This is a genomic window from Sphingomonas hankyongi (assembly GCF_023516575.1).
GTDB classification, from domain to species: Bacteria; Pseudomonadota; Alphaproteobacteria; order Sphingomonadales; family Sphingomonadaceae; genus Sphingomicrobium; species Sphingomicrobium hankyongi.
Genome location: NZ_JAMGBE010000002.1, coordinates 52810 through 73089, shown reverse-complemented (window position 1 = coordinate 73089; position 20280 = coordinate 52810). Strand labels below are relative to the sequence as shown.

The 20280-nt window shown below is 61.9% G+C and carries 23 protein-coding genes and 1 tRNA gene; 17 read left to right on the top strand and 7 right to left on the bottom strand.

Translation table 11 applies throughout. The features are described from left to right. The first annotated feature begins 20 nt into the window (after positions 1–20). The 6 genes from LZ538_RS13210 to glmS all read left to right on the top strand — a co-directional run bounded on the left by LZ538_RS13210 (position 21) and on the right by glmS (position 5823). Positions 21–683: an energy transducer TonB gene (locus LZ538_RS13210; RefSeq protein WP_283937635.1), complete on the top strand. Its 663-nt coding sequence runs from the start codon at positions 21–23 to the stop codon at positions 681–683. 46 nt (positions 684–729) lie between these two features. Continuing rightward, positions 730–1530, top strand: coding sequence for a MotA/TolQ/ExbB proton channel family protein (locus LZ538_RS04995; RefSeq protein WP_249830915.1), 801 nt, complete (start codon positions 730–732; stop codon positions 1528–1530). Positions 1531–1599: 69 nt separating this feature from the next. Next, complete coding sequence (locus LZ538_RS04990) at positions 1600–2085, top strand: ExbD/TolR family protein (protein WP_249830914.1); 486 nt, start codon at positions 1600–1602, stop codon at positions 2083–2085. 12 nt (positions 2086–2097) lie between these two features. Then, positions 2098–2532 (top strand): ExbD/TolR family protein, encoded by a 435-nt coding sequence (locus LZ538_RS04985; protein WP_249830913.1) that lies wholly within the window; start codon positions 2098–2100, stop codon positions 2530–2532. Between the two features lie 107 nt (positions 2533–2639). Continuing rightward, positions 2640–3995, top strand: a complete 1356-nt coding sequence (gene glmU, locus LZ538_RS04980; RefSeq protein ID WP_249830912.1) for a bifunctional UDP-N-acetylglucosamine diphosphorylase/glucosamine-1-phosphate N-acetyltransferase GlmU — start codon at positions 2640–2642, stop codon at positions 3993–3995. A 4-nt stretch (positions 3996–3999) separates the two neighbouring features. Beyond that, complete coding sequence (glmS, locus tag LZ538_RS04975) at positions 4000–5823, top strand: glutamine--fructose-6-phosphate transaminase (isomerizing) (RefSeq protein WP_249830911.1); 1824 nt, start codon at positions 4000–4002, stop codon at positions 5821–5823. Between the two features lie 60 nt (positions 5824–5883). Here glmS and LZ538_RS04970 read toward each other — a convergent pair. Beyond that, positions 5884–5957, bottom strand: a tRNA-Gly gene (locus LZ538_RS04970). Between the two features lie 108 nt (positions 5958–6065). On the opposite strand from LZ538_RS04970, the gene LZ538_RS04965 reads away from it, so the two are divergent. From LZ538_RS04965 to LZ538_RS04940, 6 genes are all read left to right on the top strand, one after another. Then, the gene (locus LZ538_RS04965; protein ID WP_249830910.1) at positions 6066–6509 is read left to right on the top strand and encodes a MarR family winged helix-turn-helix transcriptional regulator; all 444 of its coding nucleotides are present in this window, start codon (positions 6066–6068) and stop codon (positions 6507–6509) included. Between the two features lie 5 nt (positions 6510–6514). Next, positions 6515–7561 carry an HlyD family secretion protein gene (locus LZ538_RS04960; RefSeq protein ID WP_249830909.1) on the top strand — a complete coding sequence of 349 codons (1047 nt, stop codon included), beginning with the start codon at positions 6515–6517 and terminating at the stop codon, positions 7559–7561. A 7-nt stretch (positions 7562–7568) separates the two neighbouring features. Next, positions 7569–9119: a DHA2 family efflux MFS transporter permease subunit gene (locus LZ538_RS04955; protein WP_249830908.1), complete on the top strand. Its 1551-nt coding sequence runs from the start codon at positions 7569–7571 to the stop codon at positions 9117–9119. Continuing rightward, positions 9116–9391: a DUF167 domain-containing protein gene (locus LZ538_RS04950; protein WP_249830907.1), complete on the top strand. Its 276-nt coding sequence runs from the start codon at positions 9116–9118 to the stop codon at positions 9389–9391. The genes LZ538_RS04955 and LZ538_RS04950 overlap by 4 nt, the downstream gene beginning before the upstream one ends. Before the next feature lie 16 nt (positions 9392–9407). Further along, a complete protein-coding gene (locus LZ538_RS04945; RefSeq protein ID WP_283937634.1) occupies positions 9408–10403 on the top strand; it encodes an aldo/keto reductase in 996 nt (331 codons plus the stop codon). Positions 10404–10492: 89 nt separating this feature from the next. Further along, entirely contained in the window at positions 10493–12364 is a 1872-nt protein-coding gene (locus LZ538_RS04940; protein WP_249830906.1) for a M3 family oligoendopeptidase, read from the top strand. Here LZ538_RS04940 and LZ538_RS04935 read toward each other — a convergent pair. The 4 genes from LZ538_RS04935 to rplM form a co-directional block, all read right to left on the bottom strand. Continuing rightward, the gene (locus tag LZ538_RS04935; RefSeq protein ID WP_249830905.1) at positions 12361–13131 is read right to left on the bottom strand and encodes a dimethylarginine dimethylaminohydrolase family protein; all 771 of its coding nucleotides are present in this window, start codon (positions 13129–13131) and stop codon (positions 12361–12363) included. The two genes, LZ538_RS04940 and LZ538_RS04935, sit on opposite strands and share 4 nt — an antisense overlap. Next, positions 13131–14393 (bottom strand): metal-dependent hydrolase family protein, encoded by a 1263-nt coding sequence (locus tag LZ538_RS04930; RefSeq protein ID WP_249830904.1) that lies wholly within the window; start codon positions 14391–14393, stop codon positions 13131–13133. Before LZ538_RS04930 ends, LZ538_RS04935 begins: the two co-directional genes overlap by 1 nt. 72 nt (positions 14394–14465) lie before the next feature. After that, complete coding sequence (gene rpsI / locus LZ538_RS04925) at positions 14466–15011, bottom strand: 30S ribosomal protein S9 (RefSeq protein WP_249830903.1); 546 nt, start codon at positions 15009–15011, stop codon at positions 14466–14468. Next, positions 15011–15490 (bottom strand): 50S ribosomal protein L13, encoded by a 480-nt coding sequence (gene rplM / locus LZ538_RS04920; RefSeq protein WP_249830902.1) that lies wholly within the window; start codon positions 15488–15490, stop codon positions 15011–15013. Before rplM ends, rpsI begins: the two co-directional genes overlap by 1 nt. Positions 15491–15747: 257 nt before the next feature. Here rplM and LZ538_RS04915 point away from each other — a divergent pair, with 257 nt between their 5' ends. From LZ538_RS04915 to LZ538_RS04905, 3 genes are all read left to right on the top strand, one after another. Beyond that, positions 15748–16530, top strand: coding sequence for a Crp/Fnr family transcriptional regulator (locus tag LZ538_RS04915; protein WP_249830901.1), 783 nt, complete (start codon positions 15748–15750; stop codon positions 16528–16530). A 169-nt stretch (positions 16531–16699) separates the two neighbouring features. Continuing rightward, complete coding sequence (locus LZ538_RS04910; RefSeq protein ID WP_249830900.1) at positions 16700–16990, top strand: hypothetical protein; 291 nt, start codon at positions 16700–16702, stop codon at positions 16988–16990. 231 nt (positions 16991–17221) lie between these two features. Next, a complete protein-coding gene (locus LZ538_RS04905; RefSeq protein WP_249830899.1) occupies positions 17222–17899 on the top strand; it encodes a Crp/Fnr family transcriptional regulator in 678 nt (225 codons plus the stop codon). Here LZ538_RS04905 and cutA read toward each other — a convergent pair. Both cutA and LZ538_RS04895 read right to left on the bottom strand, forming a co-directional pair. Then, positions 17896–18210 carry a divalent-cation tolerance protein CutA gene (cutA, locus tag LZ538_RS04900; RefSeq protein ID WP_249830898.1) on the bottom strand — a complete coding sequence of 105 codons (315 nt, stop codon included), beginning with the start codon at positions 18208–18210 and terminating at the stop codon, positions 17896–17898. The genes LZ538_RS04905 and cutA overlap by 4 nt on opposite strands. Beyond that, the gene (locus tag LZ538_RS04895; RefSeq protein ID WP_249830897.1) at positions 18207–19265 is read right to left on the bottom strand and encodes a COX15/CtaA family protein; all 1059 of its coding nucleotides are present in this window, start codon (positions 19263–19265) and stop codon (positions 18207–18209) included. Before LZ538_RS04895 ends, cutA begins: the two co-directional genes overlap by 4 nt. A gap of 146 nt (positions 19266–19411) precedes the next feature. Here LZ538_RS04895 and LZ538_RS04890 point away from each other — a divergent pair, with 146 nt between their 5' ends. Both LZ538_RS04890 and LZ538_RS04885 read left to right on the top strand, forming a co-directional pair. Further along, positions 19412–19735, top strand: coding sequence for a MerC domain-containing protein (locus LZ538_RS04890; RefSeq protein WP_430741960.1), 324 nt, complete (start codon positions 19412–19414; stop codon positions 19733–19735). A 52-nt stretch (positions 19736–19787) separates the two neighbouring features. Next, complete coding sequence (locus LZ538_RS04885; protein ID WP_249830895.1) at positions 19788–20252, top strand: Fur family transcriptional regulator; 465 nt, start codon at positions 19788–19790, stop codon at positions 20250–20252. Positions 20253–20280 lie beyond the last annotated feature (28 nt).

Sequence of the window (20280 nt, the reverse complement as noted above, 5' to 3'; positions counted from 1 at the left end):
CGAGGAGAATTGCGGGTTAAATGTCATACGCCCAACGGAAAGAACTCACCGGCAATCGCACGATGTCGATCATCTTCACCGCGATCGTGGTGGGCGGATTGATGTACGCGATTATCACCGGTCTGGCCTATAACGTGATCAAGAAGACGGCCGAGAACCTGAAGGTTATTGACGTCGAAGAGCAGCCGCCGCCACCGGAAGAGCCGCCACCCCCGCCGAAGGATATGCCGGATGTGCCTCCGCCTCCGGTTACTCCTCCGCCGCTGGTCCGGATGAACACGCCGCCGCCGCCAATTCAGGTGGTGGAATCGCCAGTGATTCCGCCGCCCATTCCGCCGGTGGTTGCGGCGCCGCCGCCCCCGCCTGCTCCGCCGCCGCCCCGCAAGGTCGAGGCTGCCCGCGCTCGCGGTGACGTCCGTACGTTGTTCAGTACGGACGATTATCCGGCATCGGCGCTGTCCGCAGGTGCCGAAGGTACGGCCCAGGCACAGCTGACGATCGGTCCTGACGGCCGCGTCGTCGGGTGCAGTTTGGTCAAGTCGACGGGCAACGGAGCGTTAGATTCGGCAACCTGCAACATCCTTCGTCGCCGCGCGAAATTCACGCCGGCAAAGGACAGCAACGGCCAGCCGACGACAGATACTTACACGACTCCGCCGATCAGGTGGCAGTTGGAAGGCTAATCGGTCCAGTTTCAGAAACACAGAATTTCAAGAGGGAATTAGAGTTATGCAAGCAGCACACGCCGGAGATAATCCATATGGTCTGGTTCCTGCGCTTCAGCAGGGCGGCGTCATTGCCTGGTCGGTGTTCATCATCCTGGTCGGCATGTCGATCTTCTCTTTCTACATCCTGTTCACCAAGTTGATGCAGCAGCAGAAGATCATCAGCCAGGGGCGCAAGGTTCGCGCCAGCTTCTGGAACTCGCCGAACCTTCGCGAGGCGGCGACCAAGCTGGAATCCAAGAGTGCGTATCGCGCGATCGTGGACGATGCCCTTGTCGCCCAAGAGCAGCATGGCAAGCTGACCGATCCGATCGATCAGCATGACTGGATGGCGAACAGCCTGGCGCGCAGCCAAGGGGCCATCGGCGCCCGCTTGGGTGAAGGCCTCGCCTTCCTTGCAACGGTTGGTTCGACTGCGCCGTTCATCGGTCTGTTCGGCACCGTCGTCGGCATCTATCGCGCACTCATCAAGATCGGCGCTTCCGGTCAGGCGTCGATCGACGCCGTCGCCGGTCCGGTCGGTGAGGCGCTCATCATGACTGCGCTCGGCCTCGTCGTCGCGGTTCCGGCCGTGCTTGCATACAACTGGCTGGTCCGCCGCAACAAGTCGATCATGGAGGATCTCGCTGCCTTCACGAACGACCTTCACGGCTACCTGATGTCCGGTGGCGCGGTGAAGCCGCACATGGTCAGCAGCAGCGGCGCTGCGGGCAAGGGGTCCGCTCCGAGGACCGGCCACGTGCCGACGCAGTCGGGAACCGAGCCCGTACGTGCGGGCAGCAACGCGACCACGCCCGCGAAGTAATTTCGATGGAGGGTTCGGCTCGATCAGCGAGCTGAGCCTTCCCTCGACAAAAGGAAAGAAACCGGCCGTATGGCAGGACAAGTAATCCAAGGCGACGAAGAAGAAGCCCTCTCCGACATCAACGTCGTTCCGTTGACCGACGTTATGCTCGTGCTCCTGATCGTCTTCCTGATTACCACGCAGGTGATCAAACAGGCAGTTCCGGTGAAGTTGCCCGACGTTCGCTATGAGCCGACGATGACAAAGCCGGAAAATGTGTCACTGACCGTTCGTAACGGTCCGAGTGGTACCTGCGAGGTGTATTGGGGCGTGACCAAGGTCACGCAGAAAGAGCTTCTCGACCGTTCGGTGCAGAAGCTCCAGAAGCTGATCGATGACGTCGGTGGCGTGCAGAACGTCAACGAAGAAAATATGCCTGAGGCGCACATCCGTGGCGATGTGAACACCCAGTATAAATGTGTCGGCGCTGCGATCATCACCATGCAACAGGCTGGGTTCCAGCGTGTCGGCTTCATTTCCGAGCCGCCGCCGCTGACCGGCTATCGCAGCGAGTAGGAGTAGTTCGCCATGTCAATGCAGACCACTAGCGACAACGCTACCGGCGAACCGATGCTGGATATGAACGTGACGCCGCTCATCGACGTCATGCTCGTCCTGCTGATCATGTTCATCATCACCATCCCGATCCAGACCCACGCCGTGAAGCTGGACTTGCCGGTGAATCAGGACAAGACGCCGCCGCCGCCGATCGACCCGATCAAGAACAAGGTCGTCGTCACGGCTCAAAACCAGATCCTGTGGAATGGCAGTCCGGTGACTCAGCCACAATTGCGCCAGTATCTGGACGTGACGCAGCAGATGAATCCAATTCCGGAGCTTCACCTGCAGCCTGACGCGACTGCGCGTTACGAGCTCGTCGACCAAGTGCTGGCCGTCACCAAGCAGGCGCACGTCCAGAAGATGGGCTTCGTCGGCAACGAATATTATATGAACATATTCTAGGAAGCCTCGGCTTCCCGGAGGTAGGGGCGGTGCCTTCTGGCGCCGCCCTTTTTCTTTGATTCAGGACATCTGGCGCTCGCCACCTTGCCATGCCATTGCTCCCGCCGATGAGCGATCAACGCCGCTTCGCAGTTGTGATCCTGGCCGCGGGGCAGGGCACGCGCATGCGCTCCGATACGCACAAGGTGTTGCATCCCATCGCCAGCCGACCCCTGCTTCTGCATCTGCTCGACCGCGTCGATGGCCTGGGCGCTGAGAAGCGTGTCGTCGTCGTCGGGAAAGGCCGCGAGCAGGTCGAGGCGGCAATCGCCGGCCGCGACACGACCACCGCCCTACAGTCTGAACAAAAGGGAACGGGGCATGCTGTGCAGCAGGCGGCTGAAGCTCTGTCCGGCTATGATGGACCCGTCCTCATCCTCTACGGCGACACGCCCTTCGTTGAGACTGAAACGCTCGGGCGCATGCTCGACCGCCTCAATGGCGATGGCGGTCCGGGTGTGGTGGTGCTTGCGTCAACCCCACCCGACCCTCTGAAATACGGTCGGATCATCCTGGGCGATGGCGACCGCATTGCAAAAATGGTCGAATATAAGGACGCGACCGACGAGGAGCGCGCGGTGCGCCTGTGCAATTCAGGCATGATGGCGGTGCGCGCGAACGATCTTTTCCGATGGCTGGACCGGGTCGGGAACGACAATGCCGCGGGCGAATATTATTTGCCCGATATCGTCAATATCGCTGCGGCCGAGGGCCGTGACGCGGTCGTCATTGAGGGCGATCCTTATGAGACTGCAGGCGTGAATAGCCGTGCTGAGCTCGCTCATCTCGAACTCGAGTGGCAACGGCGCCGTAGGGAGCAGGTGCTCGACGAGGGCGCGACGCTGATCGACCCCGAGAGCGTCTGGTTCGCCTACGATACAAAGCTCGGAAGGGACGTCACCGTCGAGCCGCACGTGGTCTTCGGGCCAGGCGTGCAGGTCGCGGATGGAGCAACGATCCATGCATTCAGCCATATCGAAGGTGCGGTAATCGGTGCCAAGGCGAGCATCGGACCGTTCGCGCGCATCCGCCCAGGCACGCAGCTCGCCGATAATACGAAGGTAGGCAACTTCGTAGAGCTGAAGAAAGCCAACATCGGCGAAGGGGCGAAAGTGAACCATCTGTCCTACGTCGGTGACGCAAGCGTAGGCGCCAAAGCCAATATCGGCGCAGGCACCATCACCTGCAATTACGACGGTTTTGGAAAGTACCGGACAGTGATTGGCGCCGGCGCCTTCATCGGCTCCAACACGGCGCTGGTCGCGCCGGTGTCGGTCGGAGATGGTGCGGTGATCGGCGCGGGTTCCGTCATCACGGAGGACGTTGAGGCCGACGCGCTTGCAGTAGAACGGAGTGAGCAGAAGGGCATCGCCGGTTGGGCCAAGCGCTTCCGTGAGCGGATGACGCGGAAGGCAGCCGAGTAAGCCCATGTGTGGAATCGTCGGAATCGTCGGCAAGAGCGATGTCGCGCAGCGGCTCTTCGACGGCCTGAAGCGGCTTGAATATCGAGGTTACGATTCCGCGGGCATCTGCACGATCGATCAGGGCGAGCTGAAGCGCAGGCGAGCCGAGGGGAAGCTGGAAAATCTCGCGCGGGAGTTGAAAGCCGACCCGCTGCACGGCGTTACGGGCATCGCACATACGCGTTGGGCAACCCATGGAGCGCCGACCGTGGGTAACGCGCATCCTCACATCGTCGGACCCGTGGCTCTCGTCCACAACGGCATCATCGAGAACTTCAAACCCCTGCGGGATGAACTGATCGGCGAAGGACGAAAGTTCGAGAGCGAGACCGATACGGAAGTCGTCGGCCATCTCGTAGCCCGCGAAGTCGAGAGCGGGTCGTCGCCGCAGGATGCGGTGGCGGCGGTCCTGCCGCGGCTTCACGGAGCGTTCGCGATTGCCTTCCTGTTTCGCGACCACCCCGATCTGATTATCGGAGCACGCATGGGCGCGCCGCTCACCGTGGGCTATGGGGAGGGCGAGAATTATCTCGGGTCGGACGCCCTCGCAGTGGCTCCTTGGACCCAAAGAATTGCTTATCTCGACGAGGGCGATTGGGCTGTCGTCCGCCGCGACAGCATCGAGATCTTCGACCGCAGCAACCAACCGGCGGAGCGTGAGATCGTAGAATCGGGCGCCTCATCGGCGCCTGTCGAGAAGGGCAATTACCGGCATTATATGCAGAAGGAGATCTTCGAGCAGCCGATCGTGGTTGCGCAGACTCTCCAAAGCTATGTTCGGCCGTTCGAAGGCGAAGTCGCGCTGCCCGTCTCCGAAGCCGACCTCGAGCAGGTCGGCCGTCTCACGATCGTTGCTTGCGGCACGAGTTACTATGCCGGCCTGGTCGCAAAATATTGGGTCGAGCAATTCGCGCGGGTCCCGGTCGACATCGATGTCGCCAGCGAGTTTCGCTATCGCCAGCCTGTGCTTGAGCCCGGCGGACTGGCACTCTTCATCAGCCAGTCGGGCGAGACCGCGGACACCCTGGCGGCGCTGCGTCACGCCCGGGAGCAACAGCAGCGCATTGCCGTTGTCGTCAACGTACCGACCAGCTCAATGGCGCGCGAGGCGGACCTGCTCCTGCCGACCCATGCGGGGCCGGAGATCGGTGTGGCCTCGACCAAGGCCTTCACTTGCCAGCTAGCGGTGCTTGCCGCGCTCGCCGCAAACCTTGCCCGGGCAAACGGCCGCCTCACCCGGCAAGAGGAAGAAGACATCGTTGCTCATCTGCAGGAAGCGCCGGCAGCGCTGAATGCAGCCTTGAATCACGACGACGATATCGCTGCTATGGCGCACCTGATCGCGCCGGCGCGTGACGTGCTGTACCTGGGACGCGGCCCCGACTATCCCATGGCTCTCGAAGGCGCGCTCAAGCTCAAGGAAATCAGCTACATACATGCTGAAGGCTATGCGGCGGGCGAGATGAAGCATGGCCCGATCGCGCTGATCGACGACGCCGTTCCCGTCATAGTACTTGCGCCGTCCGGCCCACTTTTCGAGAAGACCGTCAGCAATATGCAGGAGGTGCGCGCTCGGGGCGGCAAGATCGTCCTTATCAGCGACGCCAATGGCATCGCGCAGGCTGGTGAGGGCTGCATGGCGACGATCGAGATGCCCGAGGTGCATCCGTTGATCGCGCCGCTCGTATACGCAGTGCCGGTCCAGCTGCTCGCTTATCACGTGGCTGTATTGAAGGGGACAGACGTGGACCAGCCGCGCAATCTAGCGAAGAGCGTGACAGTCGAATGAGGGGACTGGGCGAGCCCAGTTAGCAGTCCCTCGCTCCTTAGTCGCCGCATGGCCTGTGCATGGAGCGGGTAACGGGAATCGAACCCGTGCGTTCAGCTTGGGAAGCTGACAGGCTACCATTACATCATACCCGCCCAGCGCCATCGAGTTAGGTCGGACCGCGCCAGCCGTCAACGCGCACGCAACCATCCCCCGCAATTGAACGTTGCGCATTATAAGCAGGCTTACTATATTCGTTGCTAATGGAAACTCTTCCTTTCGAGATTGGCGAAACGGCGCACGTGCTGCGCAGGGCTTTCGACCGCAAGGCGGCGGGCCTTGGAGTGACGCGCGCGCAATGGAAGGTGCTGTTTCGGCTCACGCGCTCTCCCGGGCTCCGACAGGTCGAACTGGCCGATCTCCTGGAGGTCGAGCCGATCACCCTTTGCCGCATCGTGGATAGATTGGAGGAAGCCGGTCTGGTCGAGCGAGTCCGCGATCCGGCGGACCGGCGCGCATGGAGGCTTCACGTCACCGCACAAGCGCAGCCGCTCGTCGAGAAATTGCGAGCCGTCGCGGACGAGCTTTTCGCTGAGACGTTTGGTGGGATCGACCCGCAAGACTTGGAAAACGCACGGCAAGTGCTGGCGCGCATCCGCGAAAATGCCGGACGGCCGAGCGTAACGAACAGGGCTTCGAACGAATGAACAAGATGGCAACCGAGCCTATGGCCGGAACCGCGGCGGAAGCGCCGGCCGAAGTGGCCGCAACGCCTTCGCGAAAGCGTTGGCTGCGAACGATCCTGATGTTCCTTGTGCCTGCGTTGCTGGTTGTTGGCGGAGCTTACTATTGGTTCAGCAGCGGTGGCGTCGTCTCGACCGATAATGCGCAGGTCAAGCAGGACATTGTTTCGGTAAGTGCGCAGGTGAATGGGCCGGTCATCCAGGTTGCCGTCAAGAACGGCGATCGGGTGAAGCGCGGACAGCTGCTCTTCCGCATAGATCCGGCGCCCTTCCGCGTCGCGTTGGAGCAGGCGGAAGCACAGCTCGCAGCGGCACGCTTGCAGACGACGCAGCTTCGCACGCAGGCAGCCGGCACGGGTGCCGATATCACTGGCGCCCGGGCCAATCTTTCGATCAAGCGTAACGCGCTGGGACGGCAGTCGGCACTTCTCAAACAGGGCTTTACCACCCGTTCCGATTACGAGGACGCGCTCAACGAGGTACGTTCCGCGGAAACCCAGCTCGCCGATGCGCAAGCTCGGGCGGCAAATGCACAATCCGCCATCGCGCCGGGCGAGCAGCCTTCGATCGCTCAGGCTCAGGCAGCCGTCGACAAGGCGCGGCTGGACCTTTCGCGGACCGAGATCCGCGCGCCGATGGATGGCACGGTCGCGAATGCAGACAGGCTTCAGGTGGGCCAGATGGCCGTGACTGGCGTGGGCATGCTTTCCGTCGTCCGAAGTCAGGAAGCCTGGGTCGAGGCGAACTTCAAGGAGAAGGACGTCGGCAGGATGGTTCCCGGACAGAAGGTCAAGATCGAGATCGATGCTTATCCCGGGACCGATTTCCACGGCCATGTGTTGAGCGTGGGCGCCGGAACCGGCAGCGAATTCGCTCTCCTCCCCGCGCAGAACGCAAATGGAAACTGGGTGAAGGTCACGCAGCGCGTACCGACCCGCATCGCGTTCGACGGAAATCCCGGCAAGCCGCTGATTGCTGGCCTGTCGACCACTGTGACCGTGTATCTAGACGACTAGGCTCCGCGTGGCCGAAACCCCGGCTCATATCGCGACCCATCCGCTACCCGCGGGGGAGCGGATCATCGTCACCATTGGTGTGATGATGGCCGTGCTTCTGCAGGTGCTGGACACGACCATTGCGAACGTCGCCCTGCCGCATATGCAGGCCAGCCTCAGCGCGACCCAGGAGAGCATCAACTGGGTGCTGACGAGTTACATCGTGGCGTCGGCGATTGCGCTTCCGATTAGCGGCTGGCTTGCGGACCGGGTGGGCCGCAAGCGGCTCCTCCTCATCTCGGTCGTGGGCTTCACCATCGCGTCAATGCTCTGCGCAATGGCGACTTCGCTGACGGAGATGGTGTTCTTCCGGGGGCTCCAAGGCATTAGCGGCGCCTTCATTGTCCCCCTCGCGCAGGCAACCTTGTTCGACATCAACCCGCGCGAGAAGCACGGCCAGGCGATGGCGCTGTTCGGCGGCGGCGTGATGATCGGTCCGATCCTCGGACCTGTCCTGGGCGGATGGCTGACCGACAATTACAATTGGCGCTGGGTCTTCCTGGTGAACCTTCCAGTCGGCGTCCTTTGCACGCTGGTGATGCTTCGTTTCATGCCGAAGACCGAGAAGCACCGCCGACCGTTCGACCTCTTTGGCTTCGCACTGCTCGCACTAGCGCTTGGTGCACTCCAGATGTTTCTCGACCGGGGCGAACAGAAGGACTGGTTCGAGAGCTGGGAGATCATTGTGGAGGCGGGCCTCGCGATTGCCGCCGCCTGGATGTTCGTCGTTCATATCGCAACAGCCAAGCACCCTCTCTTCGAGCGCAGCATGTTCGCGGACCGCAATTTCGCGACAGGCCTCGCATTCATGGCGGTTACAGGTGTTCTGCTCCTCGCGGGCTTGGCTCTGCTGCCGCCGCTGTTGCAGAACATGTACGGCTATTCCGTCCTGCAGTCTGGCTTCCTGACAGCACCGCGAGGCGTGGGCACGCTCATCTCCATGCTGCTTGCAGGACGGCTTACAGGGAAGGTGGACTCGCGTCTCTTGGTTGGGCTGGGTGTCGTTCTGATGGGCGCGTCGCTGTGGATGATGACGGGCTTCGCAATCGATCAGCCGTCCCGGCCAGTGATCATGAGCGGTGTCGTACAAGGCTTGGGCCTCGGCCTGATCTTCGTGCCGCTCCAGAGCCTCGCCTTCGAGACTTTGGTGCCGCGCCTGAGAACCACCGCCGCAGCGCTGCTCAACCTCTCGCGGAACATTGGAGGTTCGGTCGGGATTTCGATCGTTAGCGCGCAACTCGTGCGCATGACCCAGGTCGCTCATGCCGACCTTGCACAGCACATCACCGATCAATCGATTCCGAGCGCGGATCCGACCTTGTTGCAGACGATCGCTCCCCAAGGGGCGGTCGCGCTTGCGGCGATCAACGCTGAGGTCACGCGCCAAGCCTTGTTCATTGCCTACCTGGACGACTTCAAGCTGATGATGATCATCACCTTTGCGGTCCTGCCGCTCCTGTTGCTGATGCGCCGCGGCAAGCAGGTCGGGACAGGGCAGCCTCACGTGGCGATGGATTGAGCTGCACGTTCGGAATTCGCGTGACGCCGCGCGCGTCGAAGCCCGGGATCGGCGCCTGGCGGCAAGTTACGGGCGGCCACGAGGAGCTGGAGGTTCGCGTGACTGAGGCGCCGGCGGACGGAGCGGCGAATGACGCCGTCGTGAAACTCCTCGCCGTGGCACTTGGGATCAGCCGTTCCGAAGTCGCGATCATCTCGGGTGCGACCAGTCGCCACAAGCGCATCCGCGTACCATTTGAGGCCGACGAGCTGCGCCAGCGGCTGGGCCAATAATCACAGGAGCCTTCACATGCACACGATCGGAAAACGGCGGCTTGGACGGGAAGGCCCCGAAGTCTCGGCGATCGGCCTGGGCTGCATGGGGATGAGCGAATTCTATGGGAGCGGCAGCGATGACGAGTCGATCGCGACCATCCATCACGCGATCGACCGCGGTGTGACCTTTCTCGATACCGCCGACATGTATGGTGTCGGCAGGAATGAGGAACTCGTCGGCCGAGCCATTCGCGATCGTCGAGACCAGGTTTTCCTCGCAACCAAATTCGGCAACGTGCGCGGGCCGAACGGAGAATTTGCCGGCGTGCGCGGAGACCCGGAATATGTCCGCTCGGCCTGCGAGGCGAGCCTGAAGCGCCTCGGCGTGGACGTGATCGATCTCTATTACCAGCATCGCGTCGACCCGAACGTGCATATCGAAGACACGGTGGGCGAAATGGCACGGCTCAGGGAGGAGGGGAAAATCCGCTTCCTCGGCCTTAGCGAAGCTGCGCCCCGCACCATCCGGGCCGCTCACGCAACGCATCCGATCACTGCCGTGCAGACGGAGCTTTCCCTCTGGAGTCGCGATGCGGAAGCGGAGGTGCTTCCAACGGTTCGCGAGCTGGGTATCGGATATGTCGCTTATTCGCCTCTCGGGCGCGGTTTCCTGACCGGCCAGATCAAGTCTCCGGAGGACTTTCCGGACGATGACTTCCGGCGTTTCCATCCCCGCTTCACGGGCGAGAACTTCGAGAAAAACATTCAGCTGGTTCGCGAAGTCGAGGCTTTGGCTCGCGACAAAGGCTGCACCACCGCCCAGCTGGCCCTCGCGTGGGTGCTCGCCAAGGGAGACGACGTCGTTCCCATTCCGGGGACGAAAAGGCGGCGCTATCTCGACGAGAATATCGATGCGCTCGACGTCCGGCTCACGGAAGAGGATCTGCGCCGCCTGGACGAAATCCTGCCGCCGGGCGCGGCCGCCGGCGAACGCTATCACGAGCGCGGAATGGAGACCGTGAACCGCTGAGTCCGCCGTTCGGCCATTCGTCGACCGGGTCTGGCGTACTGTTGATGCGCATGCCAAGGCTCTTCCCGCCTACCGGGAGGGGTTAGTTGATGCTCGATCTGTCACGCCGTGAGATCCTGGCGACCGCCGCCGTAGCCACCGCCGTTTCTGTAGCCGCACCCGCTCGAGCGTTCGCGCAAACAGCGGCTGGCGGCGGATCCACGGCAGCAGCGTGGGACCTTGCCGACCTTTATCCGAGCGATGCTGCATGGGAGACCGAGCGCCAGGCGCTGTTGAAGGCGATACCGTCGCTCAAAACGCACAAGGGCACGCTGGGACGTGGCGCGTCGACCATGCGCGCCGTCCTTGACGCGCAATCGGAGATCAACAAGCGGACGTCACGGTTGTACACCTATGCGTCGCTCAAGGCCGACGAGGATCTGCGCGTTTCGCCCAACCAGGAGCGTAAGAGCCAGGCGCAGGACGTCTTCACGGCCCTTGGCGAAGCGACCGCATGGACGAACCCGGAGATCGTCGCTCTCGGCGGGGCTAAAGTGAATGAATTCATCAAAGCCGATCCGGGCCTCGGCAAGTTCGCTTTCTATCTGCGCGATGTCATTCGCACGTCGGCGCACACGCTTTCGCCCGACGAAGAGGCACTGCTTGCTTCGGCGAACACGCCGCTCGCAGGGCCCCAGGACATCCGCGACCAGCTAGCTGCGTCGGACATTCCGCGGCCGACGGTGAAGCTGAGCGATGGCAAGGAAATCCGCCTGGACGATCAAGGCTACACGCTCGCTCGGGGTGCCCTCGATCGCAACGATCGCAAAAATGTCTTCGACAAATTCTGGGGCAGCTACAAAGCGTTCGAAAATACCCTCGGGACCGCCCTCGCGGCCAAGGTCAATGGTGACAAGTTCACTGCCAAGGCGCGCAAATACGACAGTGCGCTGCAGGCCGCGCTCGACGGCAGCAATCTGCCTGAGGCGGTTTATCGCTCGCTGATCGCCGAGACCAATCGCGGCCTGCCGGTGCTCCATCGCTATTTCGAGCTCCGCCGCCGCATGCTCGGCCTTTCCGACATGGGCTATTGGGACATCTATCCGCCGCTGGTGAAATCGGATCGGAGCTACAGCCTGGCCGAGATGCGGCAGCTGACGATCGACGCGATCAAGCCTCTTGGCCCGGATTACGGGCGCATCTTCGCCGACGCGAGCGCCAAACGCTGGATGGATCCCTTGCCTCGCCAAGGCAAAGCATCCGGGGCCTATATGCAGCCGGGGGCCTATGACGTTCACCCCTACCTGCTGCTCAACCTCAGCGACAAATACGACGGGCTAACCACCTACGCGCACGAGTGGGGCCATGCGATGCATACCCTGCTCGCAAATGCCGCGCAGCCGTACGAGCTGTCCAACTACCCCACCTTCACAGCCGAGGTTGCTTCCACAGCTCACGAGCTGCTGCTCGCCAACATGATGGTCGAAAGGGCGAAGTCGAAGGAGGAGAAGCTCTTCTACCTCGGCCAGATCATGGAGAATTATCGCGGGACATTTTTCCGCCAGGCCATGTTCGCGGAGTTCCAGCTGGCCATCAACGACCTGGCCAACAAGGGCGAGGCACTCTCAGGCGAGAAGATGTCGGCGCTCTATTTCGACCTTCTGAAGCGCTATCACGGCCCGAAGGTCATGCTGGAGCCGGTGTATTCGGCCGAATGGATGTACATCCAGCACTTCTTCTTCGGCTTCTACGTCTGGCAATATGCGACCTCGATCACCGCCGCGAACTATTTCGCGCAGAAGGTCATGCACGGCACGCCGGCGGACAGGGACCGTTATCTCGGCGTGCTGCGCGCTGGCGGGTCGGACTACGGCTATAATCTGCTGAAGGGCGGGGGCCTCGATATGGCCACTGCAGAGCCGTACCGGCTGATCGTCGATAGCTTCAGCAAGGTGCTCGACCAGGCCGAAGCGCTGGTCTAGCCGTCGATCAGGCTCATGCAGGTCACACCTGCCTCGGCCTTCTGAAGTTCGGATACATCCAGCTCGACGACGTCGAAGCCCTTTGCTCGCAAGCGGTCCGCGGTGCGGGGATTCCCGGCGGGGAGGATGAGTCTTCTGTTCGCGCGCAAGCAGTTTGCCGCGGCACGCTCACCATCGGCCACTGCCAGAGGTTCAACATCGGCGAATTGCGCGGAATCGACCGAGCGCGGATCGTATAGGAGAAGAGGGCGTCCGGCGGCGTCTATCCCTGGGAAGGTCACGCCGGTCTTCAGGTGTAGGCAATCGCGCAGCTCGGCGTGGATCACCTCGTAACCCAGCGCGGACGCGATGTTCTGCAGCGACGAGATGCCCAATGCATCCGTCCGCGTGGACAGGCCAACGTACAGGATTTTGCCGATCCGCATGACGTCGCCGCCATCGAGGAAGCCATTTTCGATCCGATGAACCTCGAAATGGTTGGCGAGACCTGCCTCGGTCGAAGCCGTTTCGCCTATTCGCGAGGCGGCGCCTGGACGGGTGATGATTGCATGTTTGTCCAGGAGGATCGCAGTATCCTCCACAAACACGGCGTCAGGATCGTCCGCTAGCTCCGGTAGCCGGATGACGTCGAATCCGGCGGCTGAAAGGGCAGCCTCATAGGCAGCATGCTGAGCCGCGGCTTTTGCGACGTCGATCGGCACTCGCTCGAGATGAGTGAGTTGGCATTCGGCAATCCGCGGACTGACAGCGCGGGTGAACGCGCGCATCAGCGGCTGTTTCCGCGAACGATCTGCCCGCCCTTCATGACCATGCGGACATTACGCACCGCCGAGACGGATATTGTCGGGTCCCCGTCGACCACCACAAGGTCGGCGATCAAGCCGGGCCGCACCTCGCCGCGATCGGCCAGGCGGAAGATCCGGGCGTTCCCGGACGTCGCTGCGATAAGCACCTGGGCCGGCGCCATGCCTGCGCGTTGCATGGCGTCCATCTCGAGCCAATTCTGGCCGTGCGTGTACACGCCCACGTCACCGCCCATGCAGATTGGCACACCCTCCTTCATTGCCAGACGGAACGAGCGGCGATTTTCCTGCACGTTCTCGGGGGCCGGTTCCAGACCGTTCCAATTCTCGAAATAGCGCGCGTAAGCCTCCGAGGCCGCGAGAGTGGCGCATAGCGCGATCCCCTTGGCACGCATGGCCTGGAATACGGTCTCCGTGCCGCCGTAACCGTGCTCGATAGTGTCCGCGCCGGCCCCGACGGCCCGTATCATGCCTTCCGCTGTGGTGGCGTGAACAGCCACTTGGCGGCCCGCATCATGTGCCGCTGCCACTCCGGCATCCAACTCAGCCTGCGATAGCGTGACGCGGGTCGGTTCGCCTTTGCCCCAATGATAGTCGGCGTAGAACTTCACGACATCCGCGCCGCCGGCGATCTGGTCCCGCACCGCCCGAATAGTCTCGTCTTCGCCGGCGACCTCCTGCGCGCCCTGCGGAACGGACAGCCCGGGCTCGAAGCCCTTCGGGCCGTAGGCACCGCGGGCAACGATAGCCTTGGTCGAGACAAGCAGGCGAGGGCCGGGGACAACGCTCTGGTTGATCGCCTGCTTGAGGCCGACGTCCGCGAAGCCTGCGCCCTCGGTGCCGAGATCGCGCTCCGTCGTGAAGCCGGCATCAAGCGTCCGTTCCGCGTTGACAACCGCGCGGGCTGTGCGGAGCGCCAGCGGCTCGTGAAGGACCTGATCGTCCCACAAGGTCTCGTTGTAGGGGTGCAGGAAGAGGTGAGAATGACCCTCGATCATGCCGGGCATCAGTGTCGCGCCAGGAAGGTCGATCAGCTTCGCGCCGACGGGAGGAGGGAGGTTCGGACCAACGGCGGCGATCTTGTCGCCTTCGACAATCACGGACCAGCCTTCGTGCAGCTGAGGATTCACGCCGTCGAAGACCCGTGCAGGTCTTAGCAGGAATGTCTCGCCGGCGGCAGGCGAGGCGAATTGCAGCGCAAGGATGGCAATGAGGAGGCGGCGCATCGTTGCAGCCTAGAATCGAAAAGGGCGGCTGGGATAGTCCCAACCGCCCTTCTTGTTTCGAACTGAAGGCGACTAGCGCTTCGAGAACTGGAAGCTGCGGCGTGCCTTGGCGCGACCGTACTTCTTGCGCTCGACGACGCGCGGGTCGCGAGTCAGGAACCCCGCCTGCTTGACGACCGTGCGGAGAGCCGGTTCGTAGCGGCTGAGCGCCTGGGCGATGCCGTGCTTCACGGCGCCGGCCTGTCCCGACAGCCCTCCGCCCTTGACGGTCGCGATCACGTCATACTGGTCTCGGCGATCCGCGACGTCGAACGGCTGGTTGATGACCAGCCGCAGCGTGGGACGCGCGAAATAGACTTCCTGCTCGCGCCCGTTGACGAGGATCTTGCCCGAGCCCGGCTTCAGCCAGACACGCGCGACCGCGTCCTTACGGCGACCGGTCGCATAAGCCCGACCGAACTTGTCGAGCTGCTGCTCGCGAAGCGGAGCCGCTTCCTGGACCGGAGGAGGCGCTGCTGCAGGCGCTTCGGCAGCTGGAGCTTCAGCCTGAGGGGACTCCGCCGGTGGAGCGGGAGTGGCGCCGAGCTGGTCGGCGATGGATTCACGAGTATCGGACATTAGGCGCCCACCTTGTTCTTGCGGTTCATGCCCGCGACGTCGAGGACTTCTGGGTTCTGCCCAGCGTGCGGATGCTCCGCGCCGTTGTAGAGGTGCAGGGCCCGCATCTGATCGCGGCCGAGGGGCCCGCGCGGGATCATGCGCTCGACGGCCTTCTCGAGGACGCGCTCGGGGAAACGCCCTTCGAGCACCTTCCCAGCGGTCACGCTTTTGATGCCACCAGCATAGCCGGTGTGCTTGTAATAGACCTTTTGGTCGAGCTTGCGGCCAGTGAAGCGAACCTTGTCCGCATTGATGACTACGACATGGTCGCCGCAATCAACGTGCGGGGTGAAGCTCGGCTTATGCTTGCCGCGCAGGATATTGGCGATAATCGTTGCAACGCGACCGACCACCAGTCCGTCGGCATCGATCAAATGCCACTTTTTTTCGACCTCAGCCGGCTTTGCCGACTTGGTCGTTTTCATCAGCGCCTTCATGGCGGAACCTCTCTAAAGCGAAAAGCGCCGTCAAAGAGCGGCGCTGCGGAAGCGCTATTTGCGGGGCGGCAGCGAAAAGTCAAGGAAAAGCGGGCAATTCTAGAGAGGTAAAATAATACCCCTCAACGCTTAGAGTGCATTGGGAGTCGAATTTTACGTTGGAGCGCTCGCGGCACAGCCATGATATATACCGATGGCTCGACCGCCTCTTTCAGACGACGCTCGCGAGCTTTCTGCGTAGTGGCAAAATAGCATAGGTGAGGGTGAAGCGTGATGACGCCGCCTACCGTTGTTACTTCGGCTCGGATCCGGCAGTGGTTTTGAAGCTCGAAGCATTCACGAGTCTCTCAAAGGACAATCGCGCAGCGCTTTCGAGCATCAGCCGAAACATCCGATACGTTGACGCGCGCCGCGACCTGATCAGCGAGGGCGACAAGCCGCGTTTCGTTCACCTCGTCCTCGACGGCTGGGCGTGCAGGTACAAAACCCTGCCAGACGGGAAGCGCCAGATCGTCAGCCTCTTTGTCCCGGGCGATTTCTGCGATCTGAACGTCTACATCCTGAGGCACATGGATCACAGCATCGGAGCCATTACTCGGCTGAAAGTCGCGATGATCACGCCCGACGAGATGGGGTCGCTGACAGCAGAGCGCCCACGCGTCACGCAAGCGTTGTGGTGGCATGAGCTCGTCACCGTTGCCATTCAGCGAGAATGGACGCTGAACCTCGGACAGCGCAGCGCTTACGAACGCCTCGCTCATCTGTTGACTGAACTTTACCTGCGTCTGGACGCGGTGAGGCGGGCGAGGGACGGCCGCTGCGACTTTCCGCTGACGCAGAACGATCTCGCGGACGCGACCGGCCTTACATCGGTGCATGTGAACCGAACTCTGCAGGAGTTGCGTCGAGATGCCCTCATCGAACTCGAGCGCAAGCAGCTTCACATCCGCGATCTGAAGCGGATGATGGACGTGGCGATGTTCAACCCCAATTACCTGCACCTGGATCATGAAGGGCGGCATCTGAACGCCAATTCTTGAATGCTCAGGCGCCGCCTAGCGCAACGCATGCCCAGCCTGTCCTTTCGAAGGCAAATTTTTCGAGTATCGGCGCGTTGCACCGCGGTGTTGAGCGACCTAGTGGCGTCGCGACGCAGTTCTCAGCGATGTCCAATAACCGGCCGGAGAGAGATCGCCAGTGGCAAGACGCGTGAAGGACTACATCGATATCAGCGAGTTTACTTCGCTGGACGACCTCATTCGCTACCTTCAAACAATACGCGATAATTTGCCGGCTGACTGCGAAGCGGAGATGAAAATCCGTGGCGACGAGATCTTTGGGAAGCGTCTGACGATTACCTATTTCCGAGAGCAAACTTCGGAGGAGGCCGACCTCGAGTCCAAATATTCGGGGTCCGACACTGACGACGCTTCTATCGAAGAGCTGCGTCAGAAGCTTGATAAAGTCCCCTACAGGAATGCGGATCGCAAGAGAGGCTAGGTGGGCCGGAAATTCACGGCCGGATCGATCGAGCCGACAAGCGGATCTCGGTCCTACGTGACATCGCAAGACCTCGTGCGAACTTAATCCAGGGTATATCAACCCCAATTTAGCGCCCGAATTCGGGACTTTGCGGATTGGAACGGTCGTGTAACCTATGCGCGTTCGCGTTGTGTGGGTGGCGTTTGCATGATTACCGTGCACCTGAAGAAGTTGCGTAGGCGTGCTGAGGTGGCCCCCGAAGAGGAACGGGCCATTCGTAATGCCGTCAGCGAGACGCGTGAAATCCGCGCCGATCAGGTCCTCGTTCGATCGGGCCAGATGCTGGACGAGAGCCTGCTACTGCTGCGCGGCTGGTTGGCGAGAAGCAAAGACCTGCCCGGCGGCGAGCGGCAGTTCACGGAGCTTCATGTGCCCGGCGATTTTCCCGACCTCCACGGCTTCACCCTGAAACGCCTGGATCACGATGTGCTGGCACTCAGCGACTGTACCATCGCCGTGGTGCCGCATGAGCGGCTGCGAGAAATTACTGAGCGTTATCCGCGCCTCGCACGCATCTATTGGATGTCGACGAATATCGATGCGGCCATCCATCGTGAATGGGCTCTGTCGCTCGGCCGGCGCTCCGCCATCGCCCGGATGGCGCACGTCTTCTGCGAGCTTTACGAGCGTCTCCACATGGTAGGGGCGATGCAGGGCGATTCCTACGAGTTTCCGCTCACGCAGCGAGAGCTTGCGGAGTGCCTCGGGCTGACGGTGGTCCACGCTAATCGAACCGTCCAAGAAATCCGCCGTCGCAACCTGATCGGACTTGCAAATCGCCGGCTCACGATCCTCGATCGGGACCGGTTGAAAGGGTTGGCGGAGTTCGACCCAAGCTATTTGTATCTCGAGCGGCGGCCCATTTAGCCCACGCTGCCCTCCACCCAGTCTGCGTAGCTGCCCAGGATCTTGTCGATGGGCCATGTCACGATGCAGGGCACGTCGTAGCTGTGCAGTCCCGCAATGCGCGCGATCAACGCATCCGCCTGCTCATTCGATGTTTTCAGGATCGCGCCGACCTCTTCAGCACATTCAATGGCGCCCTGCCAACGGTAGATCGAGCGCACCGGACCCAAGATGTTGATGCAGGCGGCGAGGCGCTCTTCTATCGCGGTCCTGCCGATGCGCTCCGCTTCGTCCGCGCTGCCGAAAATTGCGTAGACCGACACGACGCTCATGTGCGTCTGCTCCCGAGTTCATGGGCTCCCCAGACTGTGCTCGCCAACAGCAGTGCGCCAACGGCTTGATGGAGCGCCGCAAGCCAGATCAGAACACCAGTGAGCACAGTCAGGATGCCCAGGATCACCTGCGTGCCGAAGGCTGAATGTATGGCGATCGAAGCCCGTCGGCCCCCAGGCACCCGCCGTACTCTTCGCGCGAACATCACCATGGCGACCACGACGACCCAAGCCCACCACCGATGGATGAAGTGGACGAGATACGGGTCGCTGGTCAGCGCCCAAAGCGAACCGTGGCTCCAGTCTATGCCTTCAGGCACAAATCGTCCCTGCATGTCGGGCCAGGTGGGCGCGACCTGGCCCGCATTCAGGCCCGCTACCCAAGCGCCGTAGAGCAGTTGCACGTAAAGGATCGCGAGGGTCACTGCTGCTTGCGCGGTCAGGCGGGAGGGCTCGTCCTGGCCAGTCTTCGCAAGACGGCGGAGATCAAGAGCCACCCAAATGAGCGTACCCATGATCGTAAGCGCCAGGAGAAGGTGCGCTGACAGTCGGAGGTGGCTTACGTCCGTTCGTTCGGAGAGCCCGGACATGACCATGTACCACCCCAGGGCGCCCTGCATCCCGCCCAGCGCTAGCAACCCCACCACCTTCCAACCGTAACCGCTCGGGATTTCTCGCCTGACTGCGAACCACAACAAGGGCAGTGCGAAGACGATGCCGATCAGGCGGCCGAGCAGCCGATGCAAGAATTCCCACCAATAGATTTGCTTGAATTGGTCTAGAGTCATGCCTGCGGGCCCGTTGATTTGCTGATACTCGGGCGTTGCCTGGTAAAGCACGAAGGCATGCATCCAATCGGAGTGCGTCAGCGGCGGTATCGCGCCGCTGATCGGCTTCCATTCGGTGATCGACAGGCCACTCTCGGTCAGTCGGGTAATTCCGCCGACCACCACCATCGCAAATACGAGCAGGGCGACAAACAGAAGCAGATTCGAGAGCGCGAGCGGACGCGCGCGGGATTGGGTCGGTGCCAAGGGAGTCGTGCGGGTAGCCATCGGTGAACGCCTATTTGCGCGCGACCAGCGGCGCGACAAGTGCCGAAATCGAGCTTATGATATATTGTCACCAGCGAATGCATTCTCTATATGCGGCTGCAGTGAATCAGTTGTCCGTCCCGAACTCGCGCCTTGACCGGCTAGCGATGACCCTGTCGGGTCTTTGCCTGGTTCATTGCCTGGCGACGTCGGTGCTGCTGGCGCTGCTCTCCGCCGCGGGCGGAATCCTGGGCGATCCGATCATCCACGAAGTTGGATTGGTCTTGGCGATAGCATTGGGCGCGATTGCGCTCGGCCGCGGCATTCGGGAGCACGGTTTCTGGCTGCCGAGCGCGATCGGAGGCTTGGGGCTGGCGTTGATGGCAGTTGCCCTCACTCAGCCGCATGGAGGCCGTGAGGCCATTTTCACGGTGGTAGGAGTGATGATCCTGGCGCTCGGTCATCGGCTGAACGTGCTGGCAAGCGAGTAGCGCGGCTGCTGCTTGCCCGTATGACCCGTCGGGACTAACTTCCGCTGTGTCCATGATCCGACACGACCATAAGCTCCATGAGGGCGCATCGCTAAAGCGGGCCGCTCGAGACCGGCTGGTGCGCGAAGGCGAGCAATGGACCGACATGCGCGCTGCGGTGTTTGACGCCTTGGCTGGCTTTGAGAAACCGGCCAGCGCTTATGACATCGCCGAAGCCGTCTCGAACACGCAGGGACGGCGAGTGGCCGCAAACAGCGTGTATCGTATCCTCGACCTGTTCGTGACGGCCAACCTCGCTCGCCGCGTGGAGAGCGCCAACGCCTATGTCGCGAACCAGCATCCCGGCTGTCTCCACGACTGCATTTTCCTCATCTGCGATACGTGCGGGCAGGCTGTCCATATCGACGACGACAACCTGACCAGCGGAGTCCGGGAAGCCGCGAAAGAGGCGGGTTTTTCCGCACCTCGCCCAGTCATCGAAGTTCGCGGCACCTGCGGGGACTGCCGCGTTTCCTGAGCAGGGCGTGAGGAATCGCTGAAATCGT

What these genes read in the sequence shown, in the direction of transcription:
- rplM (WP_249830902.1), bottom strand. Translation starts at nt 15,490, where the DNA reads ATGAAGGCGCTGATGAAAACGACCAAGTCGGCAAAGCCGGCTGAGGTC.
- LZ538_RS04885 (WP_249830895.1), top strand. Translation starts at nt 19,788, where the DNA reads ATGATCCGACACGACCATAAGCTCCATGAGGGCGCATCGCTAAAGCGG.
- rpsI (WP_249830903.1), bottom strand. Translation starts at nt 15,011, where the DNA reads ATGTCCGATACTCGTGAATCCATCGCCGACCAGCTCGGCGCCACTCCC.
- glmS (WP_249830911.1), top strand. Translation starts at nt 4,000, where the DNA reads ATGTGTGGAATCGTCGGAATCGTCGGCAAGAGCGATGTCGCGCAGCGG.
- LZ538_RS04995 (WP_249830915.1), top strand. Translation starts at nt 730, where the DNA reads ATGCAAGCAGCACACGCCGGAGATAATCCATATGGTCTGGTTCCTGCG.
- LZ538_RS04965 (WP_249830910.1), top strand. Translation starts at nt 6,066, where the DNA reads ATGGAAACTCTTCCTTTCGAGATTGGCGAAACGGCGCACGTGCTGCGC.
- cutA (WP_249830898.1), bottom strand. Translation starts at nt 18,210, where the DNA reads ATGAGCGTCGTGTCGGTCTACGCAATTTTCGGCAGCGCGGACGAAGCG.
- glmU (WP_249830912.1), top strand. Translation starts at nt 2,640, where the DNA reads ATGAGCGATCAACGCCGCTTCGCAGTTGTGATCCTGGCCGCGGGGCAG.
- LZ538_RS04945 (WP_283937634.1), top strand. Translation starts at nt 9,408, where the DNA reads ATGCACACGATCGGAAAACGGCGGCTTGGACGGGAAGGCCCCGAAGTC.
- LZ538_RS04940 (WP_249830906.1), top strand. Translation starts at nt 10,493, where the DNA reads ATGCTCGATCTGTCACGCCGTGAGATCCTGGCGACCGCCGCCGTAGCC.
- LZ538_RS13210 (WP_283937635.1), top strand. Translation starts at nt 21, where the DNA reads ATGTCATACGCCCAACGGAAAGAACTCACCGGCAATCGCACGATGTCG.
- LZ538_RS04990 (WP_249830914.1), top strand. Translation starts at nt 1,600, where the DNA reads ATGGCAGGACAAGTAATCCAAGGCGACGAAGAAGAAGCCCTCTCCGAC.
- LZ538_RS04935 (WP_249830905.1), bottom strand. Translation starts at nt 13,131, where the DNA reads ATGCGCGCGTTCACCCGCGCTGTCAGTCCGCGGATTGCCGAATGCCAA.
- LZ538_RS04895 (WP_249830897.1), bottom strand. Translation starts at nt 19,265, where the DNA reads ATGGCTACCCGCACGACTCCCTTGGCACCGACCCAATCCCGCGCGCGT.
- LZ538_RS04960 (WP_249830909.1), top strand. Translation starts at nt 6,515, where the DNA reads ATGGCAACCGAGCCTATGGCCGGAACCGCGGCGGAAGCGCCGGCCGAA.
- LZ538_RS04890 (WP_430741960.1), top strand. Translation starts at nt 19,412, where the DNA reads ATGACCCTGTCGGGTCTTTGCCTGGTTCATTGCCTGGCGACGTCGGTG.
- LZ538_RS04985 (WP_249830913.1), top strand. Translation starts at nt 2,098, where the DNA reads ATGTCAATGCAGACCACTAGCGACAACGCTACCGGCGAACCGATGCTG.
- LZ538_RS04930 (WP_249830904.1), bottom strand. Translation starts at nt 14,393, where the DNA reads ATGCGCCGCCTCCTCATTGCCATCCTTGCGCTGCAATTCGCCTCGCCT.